We start from the raw sequence: 26,865 nt of genomic DNA on the forward strand, positions 1-26,865 counted from the left end.
GTCGTATTCTTACTTCACATAGTGTCGCCGGCTGAACGCCCGCGCAAAGTCCAGCAAATCCTCGTAACGCTCGACGGCGTGGATATCCCAGCCCTGTTCGCGGCGCGCGCGTTTCAGCGCGTCATAGGTTTGCTGCAGCCACTTGGTGGCCGCCGCGCCCTCCCAGTCGCGCTCCAGGTTCAGGGCCATGGTACCGCCCGCGCCGCCCTGGGCCAGCGCCTTGGCGGAAATATCCCAGCCGCTGTTGCCCAGTTCATCATTATCGAACATGGTGGTGATGCCATCGTCGGAAATCATCAGGATGTGCGCGGGCCGTTCGCGCTTGCCCGCGTAAGTCTGGCGCAGGCAGTGGATGGGGAAACAGGTGCCGCCGCCGAAAAATTCCGTCAGCACGCCCAGGATCATGTCTTCATCGCGCACGAAACCGGGCGTTTGCATCACCTCGTTCTTGCCGCTCCACAGGGTCACTTGCACTTTCGCGCCGGCGCGCAGTGCCGATAGCGCGATGACGGCGCCGGCCAGGGTCAAAAACGAGGTGTGCGCCTGCGGGTTTGGCATGGAGCCGGAACTGTCCACGTACATGTCCAGGTCGACGGGCACGGCGTCGATGGCGCGCGCCGGTTCGCGGCCAACCACGCGACGCACGGTCGTCACGCCGGGCACGGGGCGCGGCGACTGCATCACGGACTGCAGCCAGTCGATTTCTTCCAACGGATCGCCGATCTCCCACGCTTCCAGCCATTCCATCTGCGGCTCCTGCGATTCGGGCGCGGGGCGGCTGGGAAACGCCACCAGATGCGGCAAGGCCCGCTCGCGGTAATAGCGGATGGCGATTTCATGGTCGCTCAGGTCCACGCCCGAGGCCTTCAAAATGTCGCCCAGTTCGAACGGTTCGCGCAGCTGCCCGCCGCCCGCCCTGGCCGGTGCAGCCGCTTGCGGCTCCTCGCCATCGAGGCCGGAAATGCGTTTGTCGTGCACGGGATGGATGGCGCCGCCCTCCTCGTCATCCTCGATCTGCTGCGCGCCATACGTCTGGCAGCCACGGGCCGCGTCGCGCGTGTCGAGCAGATAGCGGCTCGGGCTCAAGGCATCCGTATCCTCGACCAGGTAAGGCAGCAGCAAGGTGGCGAAGCGGCCCGCCGCCAGCATCCAGTCATTCGCATACACGCGTATCAGGCGCGCGCCCAGCCAGGCGTCCGTGTCCAGGCGCTCGTCCACATTGGCGCCACCCAGTTCGCCCTTCTCCAGCTGCCACAGGTTTTCATAGATGCGCATGTACAGGGTCCACACGCCGCCGCTTTTAGCGTCAGCTTGCGCCGTACGCCCCTGCTGCAACTTGCGGTAGATGTCGGCCATGCGCAAATTCGCCTGGCGCTGCAAGCGGTCGTTGATGAACAGGTCCGTGTACAGGTTGGCCACCATGGGCGCGTGCTGCTCCAGGGTGGGCAAGGCGCGGCGCATGCGCGCCAGCAGGCGGAACTGATCACTCGCGCTGCCCGGCGCGAGGATGTGGTGGCCGATTTCATGCGCGAGGATTTCCAGCGCATAGTCGTCCAGCCCCAGTTCCGTCACCAGCGGCAAATCCACCACCACGCTCTGGTCCAGCAGACGGATCATGGCGAAGCTGCCGGACAAGCCCTGTTTGCTGGCCTCGACGTGGCTGGCGCACAGGCTGGGGTCGCGCAGGCGCGTAAATTTGCTCCACACGGCCAGGGCCTCCGGCCAGGCGGCCTGCCAGGCGTCGATCAAGGCGGTGTCGGCATCCTTCTTCATACAAGCGGCAGCAGGCGGATGGCATGCTTCCACGGCGACGTGACGGCCAGCGTGTGCGCATTGGCGGCGATGGCGATGTCGCCGGCAGGCACATCGAGCACGATGCTGCGCGCGCCGATATGCAGGCCCGCCCCATCGAGACGCACGGAAGATGGCCTATCGTTTGGCGCCTGCGCAAACTCCTGCGCAGTGGCGCCGTGCAGCACGGCGCCATAGGCATCGGCCACCAGCAGATAATGGCGTTCGCCGCTGCGCACAGCAAAGCCGCAGCCGTCCACCGTGGCGCGCACTTGCGGCGGCGTGCCGAAGTCACCGCCCAGGCCAGTAAAGGCGCCAAACTCCCTGCCATCGGCATTGCCGCGCCACGGATTGGCCAGCAGTTGCGCATGCACCTGCGGCCAGTGCGCACCCGGTTCGCCAAAGGCCGCCAGCGCCAGCGCGGGCGGCAGGGTGTCGGCAGCGGCCAGCGCGCCCTGGCGGAAATGCGCGACGCCTGCGCGCCAGGCCAGCACCTGGCCCACGGCGCGCAGCTCGGCCACGGCGCTCACGTCCGGCGCCACGGCAGCCATCTCCGCCAGCCACTGTGCGGGACGCGCTCCCGCCACGGTACCAATGTGGATGGCGGCGTTGCTCAGCATGCCCAGTACCTCGACGGGGGCCTTCGCCAGCAGCGGCGCAAACGACGGCGCCAGTTCGCGCCAGACGGTATTCAAGACGGCATCTTTTGCCGCCGGCCCCACCAAGCCATGGCCCACCAGCACCAAAGCCATGTCGTAGGCGGCCAGGGTGACGCTGCCCACACGCTCGGGCGCGGCGGTGGCTACCGCCACCACCAGCGGATCGAGGCTGTCGTGCAAAAAGGCGCCAAAGGCGGCCATATCGAGCGCAGGAAAACGCCGGCGCGCTTCCGCCGCGCGGCCGTTGAACTGGGCGCGGCCGCTGGCGAGGATAGCCGAAAAAGCAGGGGAAATCATCGCAGCCATTTAATCGCTATAAGAAAAATGCAGCAGATAACGCTCGCTTTCGCGTCCATTCGTGCGCTCAAACGCAAGCTCATTCCAGTTGATCGCGTACCAGATGGGTGGCGTCATCGTCACGGCGTGGACGGCGAATTCGCCCAGCGACATTTCCAGCGCCTCCAGAAAGGCCTGGACCAGGCAGGCGCGAAAATGGCCCGGCGGCGCCGTCTGCATGTGCTTCGACGAGAAGAACCAGCGCTGGCACAGGGCCGGCAACTGCGCGCGGTCGTATGGCGCCACGCTGATCTGCCACAGTGGCGCGGTGACGTCGCGCGCGGCGCCGACACCGTTCAAACCATATTCCTCCACGCGCATGCCCAGGGCCGTGAGCAGATCGGGCGCGTCGGGCAGGCGTAGCAACTCATAGGTCGCGCACAGGTCGCTGGCCTCGCTGTTCAACATGGACAGCGCATCGAGAAAACCGCGGCAGTGATCAACATTCAGCGCGTAATTCATTGCGAACGCAGCCAGCTGCGGTAATTGGTATAGCGCTGGTGCAGGTATTTGAGCTTCAGCAAATCGTCATACAGGGGACCGTACAACTTGCGCCCTTTCGTGCGTTCGCCGATCAGCTTTTCGATGCGGTTCAGGCGCGCCAGGGTTTCGCGCTCGCTGACGCCATCGAGGCCCAGGTCGAATTCCGCAGACAGCACGCCCACAGGATCGTCGCGGTCCAGGTCCAGGCGGTTGAATTCATCGTTCGACAAATCGAACAGGCGGCGCAGCCAGCCCAGCCTGTCGCTGCGGTAGGCGGCGTTTTCCGGCAGCGCGAAAAATGGCGCGTCCGGGTCTGGCTGCAGCTTGTTATGCAGCACAAACGGCAGCACCTGGCGCAAGTCTTCCAGCGCCACTTCACCGTTACCGCGGAAATAGGCCATGGCCTTGGCATAGATCAGCAGCGCCATCAGGGTGCGCACGGAGATGCCATTCAAGGTCTGGCAACCGAGGTCCTTCAGGCGGTCACGCCCATTGTCGGCCGCCTGCGCGGCGCCACGGTCGGCGCCAGCCAGGCGCGCCGTATCCTTGGTCATGTATTCGAACTGGCCACCCGCCGTCTCGAACAGCTCGAACTGGCTGGCAAAGAATTCCAGGCGCCGACGCACGGCATCCGGCACGGCCACCTGGCGAATCGCCGAGACTATCTGGTCGACTTCCCCTTCCGTGAAGATGATCTCGGGCGGCACCAGCTCTTCGGGGCGCACGTTTTCTTCCACGCGCAGCAGCAGCTCATTTAAAAAACGGGGATTGAAGGCCAGCGCCTGCACCGTCACGTCGACCCGGTCGCGCAGCGCCTCGATCACCTGGTAGGTGCCGCCGCCCTGGTCGTCATTGGCCGTCAAGTACCAGGCCGCTTCCGGACATTCGTAAATATGATCCAGCACTTCCGCGTAATTGTCACCCATGACGGTGAGCAGCGCGCTTTGCGTGCGCGTGGGGATGCGGTTGTATTCATCGACGATTTTCACGCGCATGCCCAGCCAGGCGCGCCAGGCGATGCGGATATCGTCCATGCTTTGCGCGTTGACCAGGTCCGCCGGCAACGGGTTGCCCAGCAAATCGGCCACCGTCATCTGGGGGTGGCCATGCTGCATGGCGCGTTTGACTTCCTTGACGCTCGAACCGGCCAGCACGCCCATCAGCAGCGCGCTGGCCGTCTTGCCCCGCCCCGGCCCACCGACGAACAGGCATTTGCGGCGAGTAGCAAAGGTCAGCAAGGGCAGCAAAATAAAACTGGAATAGCTTTGCGCCGAAGGCAAATTCAGGGTGCGGCGGCTGTCGCCCACGGAATATGTCTGCGACGGGCCATCGTTGTACTCGATGTCGTAATGGGGGCTGATGATGGCGTGGTTGACGATCCAGAAGTAAGCCTGGCGCAGCTTTTCATCGAAGGGCCTGGCGGCAGCCTCGCCGTCGCCGTCCAGCGCGATGGGGCCCTGGTACAGGTCCGCCACATCGAACTGCCGCGCGGCGGGCGCGGCCTTCGGCCTGGTGGGGGCTTGGGACAGGCGCTGGAACAAATTGAAGGCAGACATGATGTGCAGGCAAGGTGACGGAAACGAAATTATTGCATATTGTTCCCATTACACCTTGTTCAAATCGACAACGGTTTCATCCATCTTGCGCCAGCGCCACCAGCCCAGCGCCACACACGCCAGCAGCAAGGCCAGCAAACCTGCCACTTCATGGCGGATTTCATACAGCGAGGCGCCCATTTGATTGAGCGCAACAAAGCCCTGGATGCCGGCCGTGGATGGCAACAGCCAGCGCAGCCATTGCAGCACGATGGGCATGGACGAGACGGGCCAAGTCAGGCCGGCCAGGAACAGCACCGGCATCGAGGTGGCGATCATCAGCTGCGTACCCCGTTCGCGCGTGCGGAACAGCATGCCCAGCAGCATGCCGAAGGCCGCTTCCGCCAGCGAGAACAGCACCAGCAGCAAGAGCATGCCGCCAAAATTGCCGCCACGGGGGTAATCCTGGAACCAGAAGACGAAGCCGAAAAAATAACAGCAATTGAGGAAAGCCACGCAAGCAAACGCCAGCAGCATGCCCGCATAGCCGCCTGCCGTGCGCTTGCCTGCCAGGGGGAAACTCTTGCGCTGGTACCAGGTGCCGAACAGCATGGTCATGCCGATCAGCAAGGTTTGCTGCACAATGAGAGTCGCCACGCCCGGCACGACATATGCGCCATAGCCTTCCTTGACGTTAAACAGGGGCACGGCGGCTAAGGCAATGGGCGAGCGCTGCTGGTTGGCCTGCACGCTGGACGGCGTACCCGCGCCCAAACGCTTGAGCTCAATACCGGCCGACACGGTGCCCACCACTTCGGCCAGGCCGTTCAAGGCCACCTTGTTGAGCATCAAATACAAGCCATTGCCCGCCACTTGCGCGTGGGCGGCGCGGCCTGCCAGCACATCCGTCTGCAAGCCGTCGGGAAGGATCAGCACGCCCATGACCTTGTCACGCCACAATAAATCTTGCGCGATGGGCAAGTCCGGCGTGACGGCGATGACCTGCAGCGAGGGATGGGCCATGGCAAAGCGCGTCAGCTGGCGCGACATGGCGCTGCGGTCCTGGTCGACGACCGCCACGGGCACGCGCTGGACGATTTCCGTCGAATACGGCAGCGGATAGAAAAAGGAATAGATGATGCCGCCGATGAACAGCAAGGTCAGCGCGCCCTTGTCCGTCAGCATGGCGCGCCAGGTGGCGAGAAAGGCAAACCAGCAGGTGTTCATGTGCGCCCCCATGCATCCGGGGCATTCGCGCGGCGCGCCAGCAAGAATACGCCCACGGCGCCGCAGCCGATGGCGATACCGGCCAGTATCAGCATTTCCTGCACGCCATAGCGCCACGGCGCGCCAGCCAGCCAGTATTTGGTTTGCAATTGCAGATAATGCGTGAGCGGCAAGGCTTCCGCCCAGGCACGTGCCGGCGCCGGCATGGCCATCAAGGGAAAGGCCTGGCCCGCAAACGCGAAGGCCGGCGCCGTGATGAAAGCCGCGCCCGACAAGGCCAAACGCAGGGACAGGGTGGCGGCGATCAGCAAGGTGGCCAGGCCGCAGTAGGCGAGCACCAGCAACAACATGCTCAGCAGCAAGGCCGGCAAGCTGCCCGCCACGGCCCAGTTCCGCCCCAGGCTGAAGAACAGCAAATACAGCAGCGCCAGCGCGCAGTAAGCGATGAGGGGGAACAGCAGCTTGGCACCGACGGCGCGCAGCCAGCTGCCATGGGCCGACGCCAGCCATTGCGGCACCGTGCCGTCGCGCAACTCGCGTCCGATGGAAGTGACGACGGCGACGACGATGAAAATCTGCAGCATGGCCGGCATCAGGGCCAGGGTCAGGAATGCTTCATAACTGATGTTTTCATTGTACAAACTGTTCAGGGTAGTGCGGATCGGTTCGAACTGGGCCGCCGCCTGCACGCGCGACATGCCCTTCTTGACCCGCGCAGTCATCTCGATGCCGGCAGACAAGGTCGTGCTGACCGTGCGCACGTCGCGCAGCAAGGCGCCCGCGTGCGAGGAAAACTGCGCGTTGTATAGCCATTGCACGGTGGCTTGCCGGCCGCCCAGCAGTTTTTGCTCAAAATCGTCAGGAATGAGCAGATAGCCAAACGCCGTGCGTTCGCGCAGCCGCTGCAGGGCTTCGTCGCTGGACGCCACTTTCGCCGCCACGGCAATGCCGGGCGACGCGTCGAGCCAGCGCGTGAGCTGGCGCGACAAGGCAGAGTTATCGTTGTCGATGACGACGATGGGCAAGTCGCGCGCGATGCCGGCCGAAAAAATCAGCCACAACATGCCGCACAGCACGACCGGAATCCAGCTGAGCATGCCGACATCCCAGAAGTCGCCGCGCAAGCGCCGCCATTCGCGTGCCAGCGCCGCCGGCGGTTCTTTGTCAATCTCGCTCATCGGCGATCAGAGCGGCGGAAACACGACCGACATGCCCGGACGCAAGCCCTCGACCTTGATGGCGGGACGCAAGCGGATTTCAAACGTGCGCAAATCCGTGCCGCCCGGACGCGCCGCGCGCCACGTGGCAAAGTCCGGCAACACGGCCACGGAGCTGACCTTAAAGTTCAGCTGCTGTTTCAAGGCCGGCACATTGGCCGTATGCGTGCTGCCCATGGCAAACGCCGCCATTTCATCTTCGCGCACTTGCAGCACGGCCCAGGCATCGTCCAGATTCACCAAAGTGATTACGGGGAAACCTTGCGGCGCCAGTTCACCGGGCTGTATCTGGATCTTGCTGACCTGTCCCGCCACCGGCGCGGCGATTTTCGTTTCGGCCAGGGCGATCTGCGCTTCCGTCAACACGGCGCCCACCTGACGCGCCTGGGCAGCGGCTGCCGTCTTGTCTTCCGGACGGGCGCCCTTTTGCGCCATGTCATATTGCGCGCGGGCAGCTTGCACCAGCTGGTCGGCGGCGCGCCATTGCGCTTGCGCCTCGTCACGTTTCTGCTGAGCAATCACGCCTTGCTCGAACATATTGTTGACGCGGGTATACGTGGTTTTGGCGATGGTGGCGCCCGTTTGCGCCCGCTCCCAATTGGCTTTCGCGGCACGGACTTCCTCCGGCCGCGCACCGGCTTGCGCCTTTTTCGCCACCGCATCGGCCGCTTGCGTGGCGGCCGTCGCTTGCGCGATCTTCGCGTCCACTTCCGGACTCGTCAGCTGGAACAGCAACTCACCTTTCGGCACCGTCTGGCCCAGCTTGACGTACAGCTCGCCCACCCTGCCCGGCACTTTCGACGAGACATTGACTTCCTGCGCATCCATCTGCCCCTGCAAAGGCAGGTGCTGCGGCTGGAACGCCTGGTACAAGCCCCAGCCCACGAAGGCCAGAACAAGGATGACGAGGGCTGCGGCGACTATGGCCAAGGGTTTTTTGGAAGTACTCATTATTATTTGTCCACAGGTAATTGGATATCGGCAGATGCGGCCAGGCTGCCCAGGCGCTGCGTCTGGCCCGTCGCTTCCAGCAATTGCGCCAGCCCCATCACATAGTTATAGGCAGTCTGCGCGCGCTGGGTTTCCACCTTGGCCAGGTTCAGGCGTGCATCGACCACTTCCAGCGAGGTCACTTGCCCTTGTTGGAAGGCCACTGTTTGCAAGCGGATATTCTCGCGCGCCAGCTCCACCGACGAGGCCGTGGACAAATAATGGATGCGGGCGTTTTCCAGCGCGCGCCAGTTCTTCTCGATCAGGGTGGGAATGTCGCGCTCGGCCTGGCGCGCCACCACTTCCACCCGCTCCTGGTCGAACTTGGCGGCGGCGATCATCTTGCCCGTATTGATGCGGTGCACAAGCGGCACGGACACGACCAGGCCGATGGCCCAGTTCGACCGCACGAGCTGGCCGCGATTCATATTGTAGTTACCGATGGCAAACACCGTGGGCGTATACTCCTTGCCATGCAGTTTCAAGGCTTGCTCGGCCTGCACGCGCTTGCTGTCGATCTTTTTCCAGTTCGCATTTTCGCGCATGCCCGTACTGATGAACGATTGCAAGGTGCCGACCGGCAAACTATTGACGAACAGCGGCGTGCTGGGGCGCACTTGCGTGTTGACGGCGAGCAAACGGTCGAGCGCCACTTGGGCGATTTCCTCGTCGCTGCGCGCCTGCGCCTCGTCGCTTCGGGCGCTGTCCAGGGCCACGTCGGCGCGCAGGCGTTCCGCGCGCGAAATCAGGCCACCCTTTTCCAGCTTGGCCGCGTCGCGCTGGTGCTGCGTCACGCCGGCCGTCACTTCGGCCCGCACGGCCACCACCCGCTTGGCCAGCAGCAACTGGAAATAGCGCTGCGCCACCAGGGTGGCCAGTTGCTCTTCCGCTTCCGTGCGCTCTGCTTGCGCGGCCAGGGTCAGGCTGGAAGCGAGGCCCTTGACGGCATCCAGGCGCCCACCCGTGTAGATAGGCCACATGCCCAGCAAGCCGAACGAGGTCAGATCCGTCACCACTTCACGGTTCAGGGAATTGGGAATGTGCGGCGTGGGCAAGCCTGGAATCGGTGGCAGCACCGATTCGATGCCGCCCACCACGCCGGCCAGGCCGCTGGTATCGATACTCACATCCGTCGACAAGCGGCCGCGAAACGCCGTCAAGTCCACCGACGGGCCGTCGATATTCGACAAGGCTTCGGCCTTTAATGTTTTCGCGCGCACGTCGAGCGCGGCGCCCTGCACCGTGCCCGAGGCCTTTGCTGCTTGCTGCAGCGCTTCGTTAAAACTCAGCGGTTCCGCCAGAGCGGGCATGGCCGCGCCCAGCGCGCCCGCCAGCAATAATGATAGGTGTTCTTGCAATCTGCCCATGTAACGTCCAGTCAATGAATGAGGGGAAAGCACGGGCTTGCCATGTTTATACTTTCACAATAGCCATTATATCTATGGATGTCTATTCCAGCCTGCACTATTAAAAACGGGCGCCACTTGCGGGGCGCCCGTTTTACTCAGCGTAAGCGGCTACCGGCTTACTTCTTCGCCTTCTTGCCGCCCTTTTCCTTTTCCTTTTCAAACACGGCAAAGAACTCGGACGCCATGTTGCGGATGGCGCGGCCGATGTTGGCGTAATCGTATTCGTTCAGGTTGGCCAGCGACACGCGGCCCGACGGATGCGTGGTGCCGAAACCGCGGCCCGGCAACAGAATGACGCCCGTTTCCTCGGCCAGGCGGAACAGCGCTTCGTTCGGTTTCAGCTTTTTCAGCAGCCACTGCGAAAACTCCACGCCATACATCTGCGCGGCCAGGGACTCCATGTCCAGCAGATGGTAGTAGCGCACAGAATTGGCGTCGTGCACCATCGGCAAACCCAGTTCGCGGTACAGCGCTTCCTTGCGGCGCAGCACGATGCGCTTCATCGACTGCTTGTACTTTTGCTCTTCATCCATCAGCGAGAACAGGGAGAACAAAGTCATCTGCGCCTGCACGGGCGTGGACAGGCCAGCCGTGTGGTTCAGCGCCACCGTGCGGCTGTCGGCCACCAGGCGGTCGATGAATTTCAGCTCGCGCGGCTCGGTCGTGATGGAGTGATAGCGCGTATCGAGCTGCTTCTTGATGGTTTCCGGCAACTTGGCAATCTTGTCGTCAATCACATTGTTTTCATGCGTAGCGACCACGCCCATGCGCCAGCCCGTCGCACCGAAGTATTTCGAGAACGAATACACGAGGATGGTGTTGAACGGGCAAATGGCGAACAGCGAGACGAAATTGTCGGCAAACGTGCCATACACGTCATCGGTGAGGATGATCAGGTCGGGGCGCTTCTTGATGATCTTGGCGATGTATTCCAGGGTTTCGTCATCCATCTTGACGGATGGCGGATTGCTGGGGTTGACGAGGAAGAAAGCCTTCACTTTCGGATCGAGCAGCTTGTCCAGTTCCTTCTTGGTGAATTGCCAGTTGTTCGATTGCGGCGCATCGATGTGCACGGTGTTCAGCTTGTAATCGTTGAGCTGGGGGATCTCGATGTACGGCGTGAAGATCGGCATGCCCAGGGCGATCGTGTCGCCTTCCTGGATGATGTGGTTCGATTTCAGGCTGGAGAACAGATACGTCATGGCCGCCGTGCCGCCTTCGACAGCATACATGTCAAATTTGCCGATGAAGGGATGGTCGCCGATCATTTCGCGGTGGATATACTGGCCGACGATTTTCTCGGACAGTCGCAGCATGCGGTCCGGCACGGGATAGTTGCAGCCGAGGATGGCTTCACACATTTCATAGATGAAATCGCCCGCGCTCAGGCCCAGCTGGTCGCGCACATACGACACTGCCGCCTCGATGAAGTGCACGCCCGGTGTGTCAGCGTGCTGGCGCACGAAAATTTCAAAGCGCGCCTCGATGCCCTCGCGCGTGGGGAAACCGCCCACGTCTTCCATGTACACATACGAACGCTCTGCTTCCGTCATAGCGAACTGGCCGAACTGGAAGAAGCCGTGGCGTGGCGTTGTCGCGAGGAAATTCGGGTTGCCGCGACCCGCGTTCAGCATCAGGCGGTTGCTTTGCTTGGCCGTCTGGATCAGCGCATCCTTCAATTCGAAGGGGCTCAACAGGGCGAGTTTGGCGGGGTTACTGAAATCCATTTTTACTACTCCTTAAAATGACTGACAATGTTCAGGGTTCTTGCAAAGGTTCTTGCAACGACATGCAAACTCAGACAAAGGCCACAATCAGCGGCCCCAGCAGGGTCAGAAAAACGTTGGCCAAGGCATACGTGATGGCAAACGGCACGGTGGGAATCGAGTTTTGCGCCGCGTTCAGCACTTCGCCGAAGGCGGGATTGGCGCTGCGCGAGCCGGACAAGGCGCCAGCGAAGATGGCCACGTTGTCATAACGCAAAATGTAACGGCCGATCAGCATGGTCAGGATCATCGGCAAGATGGTGACCACCACGCCTACGCCAAACAGGGTCAGGCCGTGTTCGCGCACGGTTTGCACGGCTTGCAGGCCGGACGTGAGGCCGACGACGGCGACAAAACCGGCCAGGCCCAGGTCTTTCAGGATTTGCACGGCGCCGCTGGGCATGTAGCCGAAGGTCTGGCGCTTGGCGCGGAACCAGCCGAATACCAGGCCCGACAGCAACACGCCGCCGCCGCTGCCCAGGGTCAGTGGAATCGAACCGATGCGCGCCACCAGCAAGCCCACCAGCAAACCGACGACGAGGCCGGCGCCCATGTAGACAAAGTCCGTCTTGGCGCTCGGCACGATGATGTAGCCCACTTCGGCCGCCACGCGCTTGACATCTTGCTCGGCGCCATAAATGGACACCACGTCGCCCGTCTGCACCACGGTTTCCGATTGCATGGGCAAGATCTTGCCCATGCGACTCAGCTGCACGACAAAGATGCCGTGACGCACGCCGGGCGCCGTCGCATTGCGGATTTCACCCACCGTCTTGTTGTGGTAAGCCTTGTTGGTCAGCACCATGTCGCGGCGCTGCATCACCAATTCCATGCCTTCGACGGCAAGCAATTCCTTGCCCAGCTGGGAAGAGACGCTGAGCATGGCTTCACGCCGGCCCACCAGCAGCACGACATCGTCGGCCGCCAGCACCAGGTCCGGGCTGACGTCGATGATCTGGCCATTGCGTTTCACGCGCTCGATGGTGATGGCCGTGTTCGGATGGGCACTTTCGATGTCCGCCACCGAGCGCCCGGCGCCCGGGCCCACGTCGTAGATGCGACCGATCAGGTCGGGCGCGGCCGGCGTCTGGCCGGGTCCCAGTACCTGCACGCTCGCCTGCAGCGCCATTTCCGCCTTGATCGCATCTTCGCGGATGGTACGTTTCATCAGTTTCGGCAAGATGTTGACGCAGACAATGATGGCGCCAAACGAGCCGAACACATACGTCACGGCATAGCCGACAGCCACGTTGCCCTGCAGGCGCGCCACCTCGTCGGCCGCCAGGCCCAGCTTGGTAATGGCGTCGCCGGCCGTGCCGATGATGGCTGACTGCGTCAAGCCGCCCGCCGCCACGCCGGCCGCCAGGCCCTTGTCCAGGCCAAAGACCTTGGCCATGATGACCACCGTCAGCAGCGCCGTCACGGCCAGCACCACGGCCAGGATGATTTCGCGCACCGACTGGCGGCCCAGGGAATTGAAGAACTGCGGCCCGCTTTCATAGCCGACCGCGTAAATGAACAGGGCGAACAGCACCGACTTGACGCCGGGATCGATGGCGACGCCTACCTGGCTGACGAGTACCGCCACCAGGAGTGAACCGGCGACCCCGCCCAGCTGAAACGAGCCGAACTTGATCTTGCCGATGTAGTAACCCACTGCCAGGGAGAGAAACAAGGCAATTTCAGGCGACTTCTTGAATAACTCATGCAACCATTCCATACAGACCGCCTTTCGTGTTGAAGGAATTCTTTACTACATCCGTCCTTGCGGGCGGCTTACACATGCACAGAGCCGGCCAGGGCCACGATGAGCGGTCCCAGCAGAGGCAGTACCACGTTCGAGATGGCATACGTAATCGTGTACCCCAGCAGGGGCGTCGAGTTGCCGGCCGCGTTTTGCACGGCCGACAGGGCCGGCGTGCTGCACTGCTGGCCGGCGATGGCGCCCAGCAGCACGGGCGCTTCCAGCTTGAGGAAAAAGTGGCCTACCAGCAAGGAGAGCGAGGCGGGGATGACAGCGATCAAGACGCCCATCAGCGGCAGCGACAGCCCGTATTGGCGGATCAGATCGATCGCCTGCGGTCCCGACGCCAGACCCACGCAGGCAATGAAGGTGGCCAGGCCGATATCCTTCATCATGTCGAGCGCACTGGGGTGGATGCCCGGCATGCCCGGCTTTCTCGCCTGGTACCAGCCGAACACCAGGCCCGTCAGCAAGGCGCCGCCGCCCGTGCCCAGCGAAAAGGGAATGCCGCCCAGCTTGGCACTGAAGCCGCCGATATACACGCCCAACACGATGCCGATGCTGGCGTAGACGATATTGCTGCGGTCCCCAGTGGGCACGCGCTTGCCGATGGCGGCCAGCGCCGTGTTCAGCTCGCGCCCTTCCTTCGTGCCATACAGGCGCAGCAGGTCGTCGCGCTGCAGGGCCAGGTCCGGCAAGGGCGGCATGCTGTGTTCGCCACGCACGACGGCCGCCACATGCACGCCGGAAGGCAAGGCCAGCTGGCGCAAGGGCCGGCCGACCAGCGCGGCTTGCTGCAACACCACTTCGACGGCGGAAACGGCCATGTTCAAGCCCGTCGTGTCGGCAAATTCCTCGCCCAGGATGGCTTCGGCCGCCACCAGCGCGGGACGGTGGCCGATCACCAGCACTTCGTCGTTGTTGCGCAGTCGCAATGCGGGTTCCAAAGGCAATACCTTGCCGTGCCGGCGCACGCGCGTGATGCTGGCGCGGCCCGCGAAAATATGCTGCAAGGCATCGAGACGGCGTCCCGCGCCGCGGCTGATGCGGTAGGCGCGGCCCACCATTTCCGGCGTCGCCTGCACGCCGTCGCCATCAGTCTGCGCACCGCCCATCTTTTCCCACAATTTATCGGCTTCCTCGCGCAGGTTGACGCGCAGCAACAGCGGAAAAATCTGGCTGGTAACGATGACGATGGCGATCAAGCCGAAGATGTAGGTGATCGAATACGCGGTGACCACGTTGGCTTGCAGCTCGGCGATGCGGGCCGCCGGCAGCGCCAGCTTGGAGATGGCGTCCGTGGCCGTACCGACGACGGCCGACTCCGTCGCCGCGCCCGCCATCATGCCGGCCGCCGTGCCCTGGTCCAGGCCCAGGAAACGCGTGGCCAACAGCACCAGCGCCAGCACTACCAGCACTTCGATCAAGCACAGTATTCCCAAACGCAAGCCCTTGGCATTCAGGTTGGCAAAAAACTGGGGACCGCCCGCATAGCCGAGGGCAAAGATGAACAGCATGAAAAAGACATTCTTGACGCTGGCGTCCAGGGTGATGCCCAGCTGGCCGATCAGCAGCGCGGCGATCAGGGTGCCGCACACGCCGCCCAGCTGGATGGGACCGAAGCGTATCTGCCCGACCGCGTAGCCCAGGGCCAGGGCCAGGAACAAAGCCAATTCGGGCACCTGGTGCAATACCGATGCGATCGACTCGAGCATGGAAAAACCTTCGGAAAGATAAGGGATGGCTGCAAGGGAACAGAGGATTGGACCGCTGGCAGCGGCCTACTTTTGAACGGGCGCACGGGCCCCGCACGACAGTCGCCATGGCGACTTCTGCTGATAAATTGCTGTAAAGTGCGAATATCTTCGACTAAAATTTTATAAGTGTCAATAGATGTTCTATCGAACTCGCCTTGCGGTTCATCAAACATCCCGCGATCCCGCGCACGATTGAAGCGGTGATTTGACACCGATCAACAAAACCATTAGTAATAATTTGGACGGTACCAAAGTGCCTTGCGCGCCAGCGGAGTCTCCTTCGTAACATCAGGATTGGCCAGCTCCAGCATGTACCGATGTGACAGCTTCAGGCCATCCGCGAAACGGCCGAAGTGCCGCTGAAACAGCTGCGCGAAACTGCCATCGGCGAGCATGGTTTCCAGTCCGATTTCAATGTGGCGTGCCAGTTCGGGCCTGTGCCTGCCGACAAAAAAATACAGCGCGGCCGGGTAGCGGATGACCAGGTGGGCATCGAGCGCCAGCGGCGATTGCGCATGGCTGGCCAACTCGCTTTGCACCTCGATCACGGAACGGGGAACGTAGTCGATGCGCCCTGCCGCCAGTGGCTGGAACAGGCCGTCGTAGGTGCTCGATGTATCGAGGCGCAAGCCATTCGCTGCAGGGGGCGGCGTTGCATGGCCCCTCCTTTCCAGCGCTTTTATCAGCGCTCTTATCAGAATGACAGTATCGCGCAGCAAAGCACGCTTGTCGGCTGGAATAAGGAAACTGTGTATAAAACAACAGCCGTTTCAGGCAGCGCCGGAGCGCGTGAATTAATCCAGATCAATAAAACCGCAAATAGAAAATATATCTTGCGTGCTGCTCTGGACGGCATGCGCGCCCCTCGCCTACGCTGTTTTTTTATTTGAAAAACAAGAGGAACCCATGCAAACAGCGCGCTTGAATATTATCGGTATGGATCACGAAGGCTGCGCCGACAGGCTGACGGGCGCGCTCGAAGCCGTCACAGGCGTGGCCACCGTGTGCGTCTCGCTGGCGCGCCACGGCGCCACGGTGCAATTTGACGAACGGCTGGCCACGCAGGAACGCCTGCTGGCGGCCGTCAACGACGCCGGCTTCAAGGGCGAGACCTCCGATGAGGAACAACTGCCGTCCTGCAGCGGCGCCTGCGGCCACTGCCGCCACTGAACGCCTGCTCCAGCCCTGCTCCGCTCAGCCTTCCCGCGCGCCCCGGTCGCGCAAATGCGCCAACACGCGACGCGGCCCCAGCGCCTGCAAATCGAACGGCGGCAGCTCGATGGCGTCGAGCGTATTCTTGAACAGCAGGCCCAGCTCCGTATCGCCTTCCAGGCTCAAACGACGGCTGAAGAACAGCGTATCCGGATCTTCCTGGCGCCGCGCCATCAGCATCAAATCATGCACGCTGGCAGCGATGCACAGGTCCGGCACGTCCACATAGCGCTCGGCCACGAACACCGTGCCCTGCCACTCGAAATCGAAGGCGATGCCCGCGTCGAGCAAGCGCAGGCGCAGGCTGCGCCCCTCCAGGATGCGCCGCACATCGTCGGGCAATTGCGGCGCCAGCAGGCGGTTCAAGCCTTGCACGAATAGCCAGGAGGCGGGATACGGCGGCAGCTTGGACAGCAATTCGGCCAGCGGCTCGGGCAGCCGGTACGACATGGCGGGCTTGGCCGGGATGGGCAATCTTTCCAGTTGATCTTGCATGCTGCTTCCTTTCGATGCGTTCAATGAGCGACGTGCTGTTCCATGCCGGGCTGGCCGTGCCAATAGCCGTCGCAGGCGCCGGCCGGCTGGCAGGCCGCCAGCTGGGCCTGCGCGCCCACGCCGCTGACCTGGCCGCGGCGGGCGCGGTCGAAGATGGCGATGACTTGTTCCGTATGCATGGCCTGCGGGCTGATGCGCGCCACCGCCACGCCCATGTCGCGCATGGCGTCGAGTTCGCGCACCAGGTTGTAGACCAGCGCCGACTGCGTCTGCGTGCCATTCAGTACGAGGAACGGCACTTCGTCGCGCGTGCGCAGCAGCAGGCCGTCCGGTTCTTCCAGGCAGCTGTAGCCGCAATCGTCCTTCGGCAGGTTGCGGTTGCGCGCCGTGAAGCAGCGCGCGGAAAACGCCAGCGGCATGCGGCCATAGGCGAACACTTCCGTCTCCAGCCCTTCGGGTTTCTGATGCTGCATCTCGGCCAGAGCCGCTTGTCCCATTTCCAGCGGCATCACCCAGCGCCGCGCACCCAGGCGCGCCAGCAATTGCAGGCTGGGGCCATTGAACAGGTTCAAATGGGGACCGGCGACGAAGGGCGCGCCCTTTTCCATGCAGTGCACGGCGCCCATGTCGTTGGCCTCGACCGTATAGCGGCCATTGCCCGCGATGCGGCGCAGGGTCGCCAGTTCGGCGCCCGCCTCGATCAGCGCCTGCGTCGACAGCACCACTTCCTTGCCTGCCGCGGCCAGCATGTCGGCGATATCGAGCCAGTCGGCCAAGCGCAACTCGTGCCGGCGCGAGCACACGGTTTCGCCCAGGTACACGATATCGACGGCGGTGCCGGCGATCTGCTGGTAAAACTCGAAGACGGTGGCGCGCGGCCAGTAGTACAGCAAAGGGCCCAAAGAAAGCTTCAGCATGTTCATCCTCTATTTCCAAGATCTATGGTAGGCGCCTAAAGTGTGCTGCTGGCCCTCGGCCAGCTTGTCCATCGCCGCCATCCAGCCCGGCTTGACGGCATAGCGGGGATTGCCTTCGCGGCAGGCGTCGATCGCTTCGCGCCACACGCGCGTGACCTGCGCCACGTAGGCGGGGCTGCGCTGGCGCCCTTCGATTTTCACGGCGCGCACGCCCATGGCGATCAGTTGCGGCAGCAGCGCCAGCGTATTCAAGCTGGCCGGCTCCTCGATCGCGTAATACTCTTCGTCATTGACTTCGAAACGCCCCTTGCACAGCGTGGGATAGCTGGCGTTTTCACCGGGCGCGTAGCGGTCGATCAGCACGCCGTTCAGGCGCGACTCCAGGCCGTTCGGCGTTTCCAGCCAGCGCACGGCCTTGGCCGGCGAGCACACGCCATGGGTATTCGGCGCCTCGCCCGTCGCATACGACGACAGCGCGCAACGCCCTTCGACCATCACGCACAGGCTGCCGAAGCCGAAGACCTCGATCTCGACTTCCGTCTTGGCGATCAGTTGTTCCACCTGCGCCATCGACAGCACGCGCGGCAGCACGGCGCGGGCGATGCCGAAGTGTTCATGATAAAAATTGATGGCTTCGTAGTTGGTGGCCGAGCCCTGCACGGACAGGTGCAGGCGCAGTTGCGGCTGGTGCTGGGCCGCGTAGGCCATCAGGCCCGGATCGGCAACGATCATGGCGTCGATGCCCGCCGCGGCGGCGCGGTCGATGGCGCTGCGCCACACGACCCAGTTGTGCGCTTGCGGATAGGTGTTCAGCGCCAGCAGCACCTTGCGTCCGTACTGGTGGGCATAGCGCACGCCCTCGGCGATGGCCTTCTCGTCAAAATTGAGGCCGGCGAAATTGCGTGCATTGGTGGCGTCGCGAAAGCCCAGGTAAACGGTATCGGCGCCATTGTCGACGGCCGCTTTCAAGGCAGGCAGGCTGCCGGCGGGGCAGACCAGTTCCAGCGGTCCGGCCACGCGGGTGGCGGTAGTTGATTCAAGCATCATGATGTTCACAGTCCTGTATCGGCTCAGGGTGCAGACTATAGCCCCGCCCATGCTGCCCAGTCCTTGACGCAGGTGAAGGAATGCATGCATGGCTGGCGCACCTTCCACTTGCTTGACCTGGCTGTAAAATGCCCCACTTTTCTCCCTCTTCGATTGCCCACCATGACCCGCAAACTGCTGCTGATTTTTCTTCTGACCCTGTTCCTCACCGCGCTGCAAGTGCAGTGGGCCGGGCCGGCCGATGGCTATGACGCAGGGAACATCTCCGTGCTGTCGCCGGAAGTGCTGGGCGCCTATCCTGGCGTGCTGCTGCTGTTCCTGCTGGCCGTGTTCGCGCGCCGCCAACTGCCGCTGCTGCGTCAGGCCGCCATCTGCACTGGCTTGCTGGCCATCTACTGGTTGCTGGCGAACTACGCCACCTTCGATGCGCGCGTGGCCAGCTGGAGCACCTATACGCCGCTGGAAATCTGGGCCCACCTGCTGCCCGCCTCCGTCGCCAGCATCGCCGCCTGTGGCGCCGCGTTCTTTTGCGCGAGCTGGCTGATCCTGCGCGAAACGCGCTGGAACAAAACCGGCTAAGGTGGTTTTTTCACCTGGATCAAGGATACGCGAATCGCTTGCACGCCACCTTTGACTGCACTACATTTAGTAGATAACCTTCATAAAAACACCGCATGTTGTGTTTACTGGAGGTTTCATGACGACGAATGCAGTTTCTCCCACACGCGGCCAGGTCGATGTCGCCGCGTCCATCAATGAATACCTGGAACGGCGCGACTGGCGCGTGAACGCCAACGCCAACCAGGGGTATTCCCTGGGTGGCCTGATCCTCAATGTCTCGGGCAAGGTCATCGCCAATTATTGGCTGGACCAGGTGTATCCACCGGAAGTGGGCGCGGCGCACCGCGAAGCGGCGCTGCACATCCACGACCTCGACATGCTGGCCGGCTATTGCGCCGGCTGGTCGCTGCGCACCCTGCTGCATGAAGGCTTGAATGGCGTGCCGGGCAAGATCGAATCGGGCCCGCCGAAGCACATGTCGAGTGCCATCGGCCAGATCGTCAATTTTCTCGGTACCCTGCAAAACGAATGGGCCGGCGCGCAGGCGTTCAGCTCCTTCGACACCTACATGGCACCCTACATCCGCAAGGACGGCCTGCGCTACGAAGACGTACGCCAGACCATGCAGGAGCTGATCTTCAACCTCAACGTGCCGTCGCGCTGGGGCACGCAGACGCCGTTTACCAACCTCACTTTCGACTGGGTCTGCCCGGACGACCTGCGCGAGCAGATTCCCGTCATCGCCGGCCAGGAAATGGACTTCAGCTATGGCGAGCTGCAGGCGGAGATGGACATGATCAACCGCGCGTATATCGAGATCATGATGGCGGGCGACGCCAAGGGCCGCGTCTTCACCTTCCCCATCCCCACCTATAACATCACCGAGGACTTCGACTGGCATAGCGAGAATGCGGAACGCCTGTTCGAAATGACGGCCCGCTACGGCCTGCCCTACTTCCAGAATTTCATCAATTCGGAACTCAAGCCGAACATGATCCGCTCCATGTGCTGCCGATTGCAACTGGACTTGCGCGAACTGCTGAAACGGGGCAATGGCCTGTTCGGCTCCGCCGAGCAGACGGGTTCCCTGGGCGTGGTCACCATCAACTGCGCGCGCCTGGGCCACCTGTGGCGCGGCGACGAAGCGGCGCTGCTGGCCGACCTGGACCGCCTGCTGGAGCTCGGCAAGACCAGCCTGGAAATCAAGCGCCGCACCATCGAGGAACTGATGCAGCAAGGCCTGTTCCCCTACACCAAGCGCTACCTGGGCACCCTGCGCAACCACTTTTCCACCCTGGGGGTGAACGGCATCAACGAGATGATCCGCAATTTCAGCGGCGACGCTTACGACATCACGTCCGCCGAGGGCCATGCGCTGGCGATACGCCTGCTCGACCACGTGCGCGCCCGCATGGTGGCATTCCAGGAAGAGACGGGCCACATGTACAACCTGGAAGCGACACCGGCCGAGGGCACCACCTACCGCTTCGCCCGCGAAGACCGCAAGCGCTATCCGGCCATCCTGCAAGCGGGCACGCCGGACAATCCGTATTACACCAACTCGTCGCAGCTGCCCGTGGGCCACACGGACGACCCGTTCGAGGCGCTGGAATTGCAGGATGCACTGCAGCGCAAGTACACGGGCGGCACGGTACTGCACCTGTACATGACGGAAGCCCTGTCGGACGCCAACGCCTGCCGCGAACTGGTGAAACGCGCGCTGAGCCGCTTTTCCCTGCCCTACATCACCGTCACGCCCACCTTTTCCATCTGTCCGCGCCATGGCTACCTGGCCGGCAAACATGAATTCTGCCCCACCTGCGACGCGGAACTGATCGCCCGCAAGCAGGCCCACCCTGTTCCATCACTTGAGGAAACACCATGAATGCACGTCCCGACTTCACTCCCGCCATCACCCTGCTCGATACGGAACGCCAGCGCTGCGAAATCTGGACCCGCGTGATGGGCTATCACCGCCCTGTCGCCTCGTTCAACATCGGCAAGCAAGGCGAATTCCACGAGCGCCAGTATTTTACGCAAGCGAGCGCCCGGCTTGGCCAGCCCGCCTGCCATGGCGGCTGATTTGAAAGTGGGCGGCCTCACGCCCTTTTCCGCCACCGACTATCCGGGCAAGCTGGCGGCCGTGGTCTTCGTGCAAGGCTGCCCCTGGCGTTGCGGCTATTGCCACAATCCACACTTGCAGGCGCGCACGCCGGAGGGCGCCATGCCCTGGCAGGACGTCTTGACCTGGCTGCGCCGCCGCGTGGGCCTGGTCGACGCCGTCGTCTTCAGCGGCGGAGAAGCCTGCATGGACCCGGCGCTGGGGCGCGCCATGCATGACGTCAGGGCGCTGGGTTTCGGCATCGGCCTGCACACGGCTTGCATCTATCCGCAGCGCCTGCAGGAAGTGCTGCCCCTGGTCGATTGGGTAGGTTTCGACATCAAGGCGCCGTTTGCCGACTATCGTCTTGTGACCCGCGTGGCCGGCAGCGGGGACCCGGCGCGCGCCTGCCTGGAGGCCATCCTCGCCAGCGGCGTCGCCTACGAATGCCGCACCACCGCCCACCCGGACCTGCTGCCCGATGCACAGCTGCTGGCCCTGGCCAGCACCCTGGCCGCGAAGGGCGTCGACAACTACGTGCTGCAGCAGTTCCGGGCCGAAGGCTGCCTGGACGCGGCGCTGGCCGGCCGCCCCCTGCACGGCTATCCGGCGGCGAGCACGGTGGCGCAAATCGGCGCCATGTTTCCGCGTTTTACATTCCGTCATCATGGCAGTTGAGCGTACAAGCAGATAATTTCTCAAAGCCCCGCAAAATTCCCCGTTCTGCAACGCTGAAATGCCTTGCGTGCTGTAATGTATCAACTGTGCTGCGCACCACGCGCAGCACAGCAGATTCCTCACATCGCATTACAGATAAGCGTCATCCATGAACGATTTCACCGCAGTCAGCCCAGGCATCCCTTCCATCCACGCCGACATCCTGTACGGCCCGCCGCGACCGGACCTGCTGCGCGTAGAAGTGCTGGCCGACTTGCTGGAGGCGACGGCCCGCCGCTGCCCGCAGCAGATCGCGCTGATCGACGGCGAGCGCCGCATCAGCTACGCCGAACTCGATGCGCAGGCTGGCCTGGCCGCATCGCGCCTGGTGGCCGCCGGCGTCAAGCCCGGCGACATCGTGGGCCTGTGGCTGCCGCGCGGCGCCCCTCTGCTGCTGATGCAGGCGGCCATTGCCAAGGCGGGCGCCGCCTGGCTGCCCGTCGATGAAGACACGCCCGTCGAACGCCTGCAAGTATGCCTGGATGATGCCAACGGTGCTGGCGTCATCAGCTGCGCGCAGTTCGCGCCGCGCCTGGTGCAGGCCGGCGTGGCGCGCCCCGTGTGGACGGCGGAAAGCTTGCTGGCCCCCGCCGCGCCGGGCGAACACCTGCCCGCGCGCGGCACCGTCCTGCCCGAACACCCGGCCTATGTGATCTACACCTCCGGCTCGACGGGCAAGCCCAAGGGCATATTGATCAATCAGCGCAGCATCTGCCACTTCCTGCGCAGCGAAAACGCCGTGCTGGAAGTCACGCAGGACGACACCGTCTACCAGGGCTTTTCCGTCGCCTTCGACATGTCGTTCGAGGAAATCTGGATCGCCTACCTGGTGGGCGCCACCCTGTGGCTGGGACCCAAGGATATCTCGGGCGACCCGGAAGCCTTGCCGCGCGCCTTGGCCGCCAATCACGTCACTGTGCTGCACGCCGTACCGACCCTGCTGGCCCTGTTCGCCGAAGAAGTCCCCAGCCTGCGCCTGATCAACCTGGGCGGCGAGATGTGCCCGGAATCCCTGGTCGAGCGCTGGTCGCGCCCTGGCCGCGCCATGTTCAACACCTATGGCCCCACGGAAGCGACCGTGTCGTGCAGCCTGGCGCGCCTGCGGCCCGGCGTACCCGTCACCATCGGCACACCGCTGCCCAACTATGGTTTGCTGGTGCTGCAGGTGGCCGAGCCGGGAGAAAACCGTCCCTTGACCTTGCTGGCGCGCGGCGAAACGGGTGAGCTGTGCATCATCGGCCCCGGCCTGGCCGAGGGTTACCTGGGCCGGCCCGACCTGACGCTGGAAAAATTCCTGCCCAACCCGTGGGCGACAAGCGAAGACGATGCGCGCCTGTACCGCACGGGCGACCTGGCCCGCATCGATGCCGACGGCCAGGTGCTGTGCCTGGGCCGCGCCGACGACCAAGTGAAAATACGCGGCTTCCGCGTGGAACTGGGCGAAATCGAAGCCGTGCTGGCGCAGCAGGCGGGCGTGGGCACGGTGGCCGTATTGTTGCGCAAGGATGATGGCATCGACCAGCTGGTGGCTTACATCGTCGGCAGCGACGAGGCAAGCGACGATGCGCTGGCGGCAAAAACCTTGCGCGCGGCCCTGAACCTGCATTTGCCGCCGTATATGGTGCCGGGCCGCTTCGAATTGCTGCCGCTGATGCCGCGCCTCACTTCCGGTAAAATCGACCGCAAGGCGCTGAAGGCCATGCCGCTCTCGACGCCGCCCGCAGGCGAGGCAGGCGAATCGGATGTGCCGGAAACGCCGGCCGAAGCGGCCCTGTTCGCGGCGTTGGCGACACTGTTCCCGGGCCAGCCGATACGGCGCCAGTTTGACTTCTTCAGCGACCTCGGTGGCCACTCCTTCCTGGCCGCGCGCCTGGCGTCCGCCCTGCGCGCCGATCCGGCTTACGCCCACATGACGGTGCGCGACATTTATCACAATCGCCAGATCGGCAAGATCGCCGCCGTGCTGAACGAAGCGCCTGCGTTGGCCACGCCGGAAGCGCAGTGGACGCCGCCGTCAACCATGAAGCGCTGGATCTGCGGCGCGGCGCAGGCGGCGGCCGTGCCGGGCCTCGTCACCCTGCGCATGGCGCAGTGGATGGCGCCGTTCTTCACGTATCACTTCTTCACGGGCGACACGGGCGACACCGTGCCGCGCGCCATCGCCGCCTCCATCGGCGTATTCCTGCTGGCGACCCTGGCCGAATTTGCCATCGCGATTGCCGGCAAGTGGCTGATCGCGGGGCGTTTGAAACCGGGCAGCTATCCGCTGTGGGGCGTCACCTATTACCGCTGGTGGCTGGCCGACCGCCTGGTCGAATCGGCGCCCGCGTACCTGCTCAGCGGCTCGTCGCTGAATAGCTGGTGGCTGCGCGCGCTGGGCGCGAAAGTGGGCAAGGAAGTGGTCATCGGTTCGATGACCCTGCGCGCGCCCGACCTGCTGTCCATCGGCGACAACGTCAGCGTCGGCAATGCCGTCAACTTTGAAAACGCCCGGGTCGAACGGGGCCGTTTGCTGCTGGGCCGCATCTGCATCGGCGACGATGCCTGCGTCAGTTCCTATGCCATTTTGGAGGGCAATACCAGCGTAGGCGCGTTTGGCCACCTGGAAGGCCAATCCGCGCTGGCCGACGGCGTGAGCGTACCGGCGGGCAGGGTCTGGACCGGTTCGCCCGCGCGCGACATCGGCCCCTACGACCCGGCCAGCCAGCCGCCGCGTCCCGCAGTCTCGCGCCTGCGCCTGACGGGCGAAACCCTGTTCTTTTGCTTCGGCATGGTCCTCATCGCCGTGCTGTTCTTCATGCCCGTCTTCCCCAGCTTTGTGCTGATCGACTGGTTCGACGAGCGTGAAATGATGCCGTGGCTGCAGGGCCGCGACGTGACGACCCAGCTGGCCCGCTACTTCCTGCTGGCCTTCCCCGCCAGCGCCGTGCTGATCGTGCTGACGGCCCTGCTGTCGGCCGCCATCCGCTGGGGCGCGCTGCCCCGTTTGAAGCCGGGCAGCTCGCCCGTGCACAGCAATATCTATTGCGCCAAGTGGCTGGTCAGCCATATTCAGGAATCGAGCCTGAACGTCCTGCACGGCATCTACGCCACCGTCTACGCGCCGTACTGGTACCGCCTGCTAGGCGCCAAGGTAGGCAAGGGCGCCGAGATTTCCACGGCGCTGGGCGTGGTGCCCGACATGCTGACCCTGGGCGACGACACCTTCATCGCCGACGCCGTTATGCTGGGCGACGAGCAGATCGACGGCGGCTGGATGACCATGCGCCCCACCGTCATCTCGCACCGCAGCTTTGTCGGCAACGGCAGCTATATCCCGGACGGCACCACCCTGCCCGAGCACGTGCTGATCGGCGTGCACACGCATGCGCCGCGCAATGAGCAGATGCACAGCGGCGATACCTGGCTCGGTTCTCCTCCGATGCACCTGCCCGCGCGCGAGCAGGTCAGCGGTTTTGCCGAGCACCTGACGTTCAAGCCGTCGCTGCTGCGCCGCCTGGGCCGCAGCCTGATCGAAGCCTTCCGCATCGTCGCGCCGCACGCGGTGGTGATCGCCGTCGGCTATACGCTGGTGCTGGACGTGATGCCGATCGCGGGCGCCGGGCGCTGGGGCGAAGTGGTGGGCGACCTGGCGATTGCCGGCATCGCCTACGGCATCGGTAATTTCCTGGTCGTCGTGCTGTTCAAGTGGCTGCTGCTGGGACGCTACCGCAAGCACGCGGCGCCCATGTGGACGCCGTTCGTGTGGATATCGGAAGGTGTGACCAACCTGTACGAAGGCATCGCCGTACCCAACTTCATGCGCTATCTGCGCGGCACGCCGTGGCTGCCGCTGGCCTTCCGCCTGTTCGGCTGCAAGATCGGGCGCGGCGTCTACATGGACACCACCGACATCACGGAATTCGACTGTGTGCACATCGGCGACTACAGCGAATTGAATGCCCTGACCTGCCCGCAAACGCATTTGTTCGAAGATCGCGTGATGAAGATCGACCACGTGGACATCGGCCAGCGTGTCTACATGGGCCCGCGCAGCTCCGTGCTGTACAGCGCCAAGGTGGGCGACAATGCGCGCCTGGGTCCCTTGACCCTGGTGATGAAGGGCGAACATATCCCCGCTGGCAGTAACTGGGCCGGCTGCCCGGCAGCACCTTTGCGTAGCTGATGGATTTTACGATGCTCTGGGCGGGCGACGGCGTGCTGGCGATCGGCATTGTGCCGCCGCCGTCACGCATGGAAGCGCGCGCGCGCCTGCGCCAGGCCGTGTGCGAAGCGGCGGCGCAGTGGCAAAATCTGGACATCGAGGCGATTTCAGTGGAGTCGACGCCGGGTTCTTGTCCCCGTTTGCTGCTGGCCGGCGGCGTTGTGGGCCTGTCGTTCAGCCATGACGAGGGGATCTCGCTGGCTGCCGTCCACCTGCATGGCGCGGTCGGCATCGACGTGATGCGCGTGCAGGATATTGCAGACTGGTTCAATCTGGCGCGCGACTACCTTGGGCCGCAAGTGGCGCAGGAGCTGGCCGCCTGCCCCGCCGCGCAGCGTCCATTGGCACTGGCGCAGGCGTGGACGGCGCGCGAGGCGGCGCTCAAGTGCGCAGGATTACAATTGATGGAATGGAATGAAATGTCATTGCATTGCAATGTACAACACATCGCCTTGCAGGACGGATTTATCGCGATGCTGGCAACCCCAAAGACGGAGACTGGGGTCGGACCCTGAGGCTACGACCCCGGCCTTTTTGCCGTTGGGTTGATTCGCTATCAATCCTCTTTATCGTCATCAGCCACGCCAATCTGGACGAAAATCAGTTTTACGATAATACTGACGAGCAGTCCCAGCGCCCCGATCAATTCCAGCATGGTCTTTCCTTTGCAGTGACAGCAGACCAGGCCACTGTAGCC

The 26,865-nt window shown here is 63.5% G+C and carries 23 protein-coding genes; 8 read left to right on the forward strand and 15 right to left on the reverse strand.

What is annotated here, in order from left to right; translation table 11 throughout:
- Positions 1 to 9: 9 nt before the first annotated feature.
- From CSZ94_RS07315 to CSZ94_RS07370, 12 genes are all read right to left on the reverse strand, one after another.
- Positions 10 to 1,773, reverse strand: coding sequence for a VWA domain-containing protein (locus CSZ94_RS07315; RefSeq protein WP_102120909.1), 1,764 nt, complete (start codon positions 1,771 to 1,773; stop codon positions 10 to 12).
- On the reverse strand, positions 1,770 to 2,756 hold the full coding sequence (locus tag CSZ94_RS07320; RefSeq protein ID WP_258000818.1) for a hypothetical protein: 987 nt from the start codon (positions 2,754 to 2,756) through the stop codon (positions 1,770 to 1,772). The genes CSZ94_RS07315 and CSZ94_RS07320 overlap by 4 nt, the downstream gene beginning before the upstream one ends.
- Positions 2,757 to 3,248, reverse strand: a complete 492-nt coding sequence (locus tag CSZ94_RS07325) for a hypothetical protein (RefSeq protein ID WP_102120910.1) — start codon at positions 3,246 to 3,248, stop codon at positions 2,757 to 2,759. It abuts the gene before it with no gap.
- The gene (locus CSZ94_RS07330; protein WP_102120911.1) at positions 3,245 to 4,825 is read right to left on the reverse strand and encodes an AAA family ATPase; all 1,581 of its coding nucleotides are present in this window, start codon (positions 4,823 to 4,825) and stop codon (positions 3,245 to 3,247) included. The genes CSZ94_RS07325 and CSZ94_RS07330 overlap by 4 nt, the downstream gene beginning before the upstream one ends.
- A 48-nt stretch (positions 4,826 to 4,873) precedes the next feature.
- Complete coding sequence (locus CSZ94_RS07335; RefSeq protein ID WP_102120950.1) at positions 4,874 to 6,031, reverse strand: ABC transporter permease; 1,158 nt, start codon at positions 6,029 to 6,031, stop codon at positions 4,874 to 4,876.
- On the reverse strand, positions 6,028 to 7,209 hold the full coding sequence (locus CSZ94_RS07340; RefSeq protein ID WP_102120912.1) for an ABC transporter permease: 1,182 nt from the start codon (positions 7,207 to 7,209) through the stop codon (positions 6,028 to 6,030). Before CSZ94_RS07340 ends, CSZ94_RS07335 begins: the two co-directional genes overlap by 4 nt.
- Before the next feature lie 6 nt (positions 7,210 to 7,215).
- On the reverse strand, positions 7,216 to 8,199 hold the full coding sequence (locus tag CSZ94_RS07345) for an HlyD family secretion protein (protein ID WP_102120913.1): 984 nt from the start codon (positions 8,197 to 8,199) through the stop codon (positions 7,216 to 7,218).
- Between the two features lie 2 nt (positions 8,200 to 8,201).
- Entirely contained in the window at positions 8,202 to 9,605 is a 1,404-nt protein-coding gene (locus tag CSZ94_RS07350) for a TolC family protein (RefSeq protein ID WP_258000819.1), read from the reverse strand.
- A gap of 158 nt (positions 9,606 to 9,763) precedes the next feature.
- Positions 9,764 to 11,374 carry a bifunctional aspartate transaminase/aspartate 4-decarboxylase gene (locus CSZ94_RS07355; RefSeq protein ID WP_102120915.1) on the reverse strand — a complete coding sequence of 537 codons (1,611 nt, stop codon included), beginning with the start codon at positions 11,372 to 11,374 and terminating at the stop codon, positions 9,764 to 9,766.
- A gap of 70 nt (positions 11,375 to 11,444) precedes the next feature.
- Entirely contained in the window at positions 11,445 to 13,133 is a 1,689-nt protein-coding gene (aspT, locus tag CSZ94_RS07360; RefSeq protein ID WP_102120916.1) for an aspartate-alanine antiporter, read from the reverse strand.
- Positions 13,134 to 13,189: 56 nt separating this feature from the next.
- The gene (gene aspT / locus CSZ94_RS07365) at positions 13,190 to 14,872 is read right to left on the reverse strand and encodes an aspartate-alanine antiporter (RefSeq protein WP_102120917.1); all 1,683 of its coding nucleotides are present in this window, start codon (positions 14,870 to 14,872) and stop codon (positions 13,190 to 13,192) included.
- A 269-nt stretch (positions 14,873 to 15,141) separates the two neighbouring features.
- Positions 15,142 to 15,543, reverse strand: coding sequence for a transporter substrate-binding domain-containing protein (locus CSZ94_RS07370; protein WP_102120918.1), 402 nt, complete (start codon positions 15,541 to 15,543; stop codon positions 15,142 to 15,144).
- A 27-nt stretch (positions 15,544 to 15,570) separates the two neighbouring features.
- Between CSZ94_RS07370 and CSZ94_RS27560 the strand changes: the two genes are divergently transcribed.
- Together CSZ94_RS27560 and CSZ94_RS07375 are read left to right on the forward strand one after the other, a co-directional pair.
- A complete protein-coding gene (locus CSZ94_RS27560) occupies positions 15,571 to 15,804 on the forward strand; it encodes a hypothetical protein (protein ID WP_146009760.1) in 234 nt (77 codons plus the stop codon).
- 16 nt (positions 15,805 to 15,820) lie between these two features.
- Positions 15,821 to 16,084 (forward strand): heavy-metal-associated domain-containing protein, encoded by a 264-nt coding sequence (locus CSZ94_RS07375; RefSeq protein WP_102120919.1) that lies wholly within the window; start codon positions 15,821 to 15,823, stop codon positions 16,082 to 16,084.
- Between the two features lie 24 nt (positions 16,085 to 16,108).
- Here the strand turns inward: CSZ94_RS07375 and ubiT are convergent, their stop codons facing one another.
- The 3 genes from ubiT to ubiU are packed head-to-tail and all read right to left on the reverse strand — an operon-like array spanning position 16,109 to position 18,585.
- The gene (ubiT, locus tag CSZ94_RS07380) at positions 16,109 to 16,621 is read right to left on the reverse strand and encodes a ubiquinone anaerobic biosynthesis accessory factor UbiT (protein WP_102120920.1); all 513 of its coding nucleotides are present in this window, start codon (positions 16,619 to 16,621) and stop codon (positions 16,109 to 16,111) included.
- Between the two features lie 20 nt (positions 16,622 to 16,641).
- On the reverse strand, positions 16,642 to 17,538 hold the full coding sequence (ubiV, locus tag CSZ94_RS07385) for a ubiquinone anaerobic biosynthesis protein UbiV (RefSeq protein WP_102120951.1): 897 nt from the start codon (positions 17,536 to 17,538) through the stop codon (positions 16,642 to 16,644).
- Positions 17,539 to 17,547: 9 nt separating this feature from the next.
- Positions 17,548 to 18,585: a ubiquinone anaerobic biosynthesis protein UbiU gene (gene ubiU / locus CSZ94_RS07390; protein WP_441326563.1), complete on the reverse strand. Its 1,038-nt coding sequence runs from the start codon at positions 18,583 to 18,585 to the stop codon at positions 17,548 to 17,550.
- 162 nt (positions 18,586 to 18,747) lie between these two features.
- On the opposite strand from ubiU, the gene CSZ94_RS07395 reads away from it, so the two are divergent.
- The 6 genes from CSZ94_RS07395 (at position 18,748) to CSZ94_RS07420 (ending at position 26,683) form a co-directional block, all read left to right on the forward strand.
- Positions 18,748 to 19,164, forward strand: coding sequence for a hypothetical protein (locus tag CSZ94_RS07395; RefSeq protein ID WP_102120921.1), 417 nt, complete (start codon positions 18,748 to 18,750; stop codon positions 19,162 to 19,164).
- Positions 19,165 to 19,282: 118 nt separating this feature from the next.
- Positions 19,283 to 21,031 carry a ribonucleoside triphosphate reductase gene (locus CSZ94_RS07400; protein WP_102120922.1) on the forward strand — a complete coding sequence of 583 codons (1,749 nt, stop codon included), beginning with the start codon at positions 19,283 to 19,285 and terminating at the stop codon, positions 21,029 to 21,031.
- On the forward strand, positions 21,028 to 21,228 hold the full coding sequence (gene nrdD, locus CSZ94_RS07405; RefSeq protein WP_102120923.1) for an anaerobic ribonucleoside-triphosphate reductase: 201 nt from the start codon (positions 21,028 to 21,030) through the stop codon (positions 21,226 to 21,228). The genes CSZ94_RS07400 and nrdD overlap by 4 nt, the downstream gene beginning before the upstream one ends.
- Positions 21,218 to 21,925 (forward strand): anaerobic ribonucleoside-triphosphate reductase activating protein, encoded by a 708-nt coding sequence (locus tag CSZ94_RS07410; RefSeq protein WP_102120924.1) that lies wholly within the window; start codon positions 21,218 to 21,220, stop codon positions 21,923 to 21,925. Before nrdD ends, CSZ94_RS07410 begins: the two co-directional genes overlap by 11 nt.
- Before the next feature lie 148 nt (positions 21,926 to 22,073).
- A complete protein-coding gene (locus tag CSZ94_RS07415; protein ID WP_102120925.1) occupies positions 22,074 to 26,129 on the forward strand; it encodes a Pls/PosA family non-ribosomal peptide synthetase in 4,056 nt (1,351 codons plus the stop codon).
- Positions 26,129 to 26,683, forward strand: coding sequence for a 4'-phosphopantetheinyl transferase family protein (locus CSZ94_RS07420; RefSeq protein ID WP_102120926.1), 555 nt, complete (start codon positions 26,129 to 26,131; stop codon positions 26,681 to 26,683). Before CSZ94_RS07415 ends, CSZ94_RS07420 begins: the two co-directional genes overlap by 1 nt.
- Positions 26,684 to 26,865: the final 182 nt, after the last annotated feature.

Source organism: Janthinobacterium sp. ROICE36 (genome assembly GCF_002869965.1).
Classification (GTDB): domain Bacteria; phylum Pseudomonadota; class Gammaproteobacteria; order Burkholderiales; family Burkholderiaceae_D; genus Janthinobacterium.

Bases quoted from the DNA above. Each gene is read 5' to 3' on its own strand.
- CSZ94_RS07315 (WP_102120909.1), bottom strand. From the start codon at position 1,773: ATGAAGAAGGATGCCGACACCGCCTTGATCGACGCCTGGCAGGCCGCC.
- CSZ94_RS07320 (WP_258000818.1), bottom strand. From the start codon at position 2,756: ATGGCTGCGATGATTTCCCCTGCTTTTTCGGCTATCCTCGCCAGCGGC.
- CSZ94_RS07325 (WP_102120910.1), bottom strand. From the start codon at position 3,248: ATGAATTACGCGCTGAATGTTGATCACTGCCGCGGTTTTCTCGATGCG.
- CSZ94_RS07330 (WP_102120911.1), bottom strand. From the start codon at position 4,825: ATGTCTGCCTTCAATTTGTTCCAGCGCCTGTCCCAAGCCCCCACCAGG.
- CSZ94_RS07335 (WP_102120950.1), bottom strand. From the start codon at position 6,031: ATGAACACCTGCTGGTTTGCCTTTCTCGCCACCTGGCGCGCCATGCTG.
- CSZ94_RS07340 (WP_102120912.1), bottom strand. From the start codon at position 7,209: ATGAGCGAGATTGACAAAGAACCGCCGGCGGCGCTGGCACGCGAATGG.
- CSZ94_RS07345 (WP_102120913.1), bottom strand. From the start codon at position 8,199: ATGAGTACTTCCAAAAAACCCTTGGCCATAGTCGCCGCAGCCCTCGTC.
- CSZ94_RS07350 (WP_258000819.1), bottom strand. From the start codon at position 9,605: ATGGGCAGATTGCAAGAACACCTATCATTATTGCTGGCGGGCGCGCTG.
- CSZ94_RS07355 (WP_102120915.1), bottom strand. From the start codon at position 11,374: ATGGATTTCAGTAACCCCGCCAAACTCGCCCTGTTGAGCCCCTTCGAA.
- aspT (WP_102120916.1), bottom strand. From the start codon at position 13,133: ATGGAATGGTTGCATGAGTTATTCAAGAAGTCGCCTGAAATTGCCTTG.
- aspT (WP_102120917.1), bottom strand. From the start codon at position 14,872: ATGCTCGAGTCGATCGCATCGGTATTGCACCAGGTGCCCGAATTGGCT.
- CSZ94_RS27560 (WP_146009760.1), top strand. From the start codon at position 15,571: ATGGCCCCTCCTTTCCAGCGCTTTTATCAGCGCTCTTATCAGAATGAC.
- CSZ94_RS07375 (WP_102120919.1), top strand. From the start codon at position 15,821: ATGCAAACAGCGCGCTTGAATATTATCGGTATGGATCACGAAGGCTGC.
- ubiT (WP_102120920.1), bottom strand. From the start codon at position 16,621: ATGCAAGATCAACTGGAAAGATTGCCCATCCCGGCCAAGCCCGCCATG.
- ubiV (WP_102120951.1), bottom strand. From the start codon at position 17,538: ATGCTGAAGCTTTCTTTGGGCCCTTTGCTGTACTACTGGCCGCGCGCC.
- ubiU (WP_441326563.1), bottom strand. From the start codon at position 18,585: ATGATGCTTGAATCAACTACCGCCACCCGCGTGGCCGGACCGCTGGAA.
- CSZ94_RS07395 (WP_102120921.1), top strand. From the start codon at position 18,748: ATGACCCGCAAACTGCTGCTGATTTTTCTTCTGACCCTGTTCCTCACC.
- CSZ94_RS07400 (WP_102120922.1), top strand. From the start codon at position 19,283: ATGACGACGAATGCAGTTTCTCCCACACGCGGCCAGGTCGATGTCGCC.
- nrdD (WP_102120923.1), top strand. From the start codon at position 21,028: ATGAATGCACGTCCCGACTTCACTCCCGCCATCACCCTGCTCGATACG.
- CSZ94_RS07410 (WP_102120924.1), top strand. From the start codon at position 21,218: ATGGCGGCTGATTTGAAAGTGGGCGGCCTCACGCCCTTTTCCGCCACC.
- CSZ94_RS07415 (WP_102120925.1), top strand. From the start codon at position 22,074: ATGAACGATTTCACCGCAGTCAGCCCAGGCATCCCTTCCATCCACGCC.
- CSZ94_RS07420 (WP_102120926.1), top strand. From the start codon at position 26,129: ATGGATTTTACGATGCTCTGGGCGGGCGACGGCGTGCTGGCGATCGGC.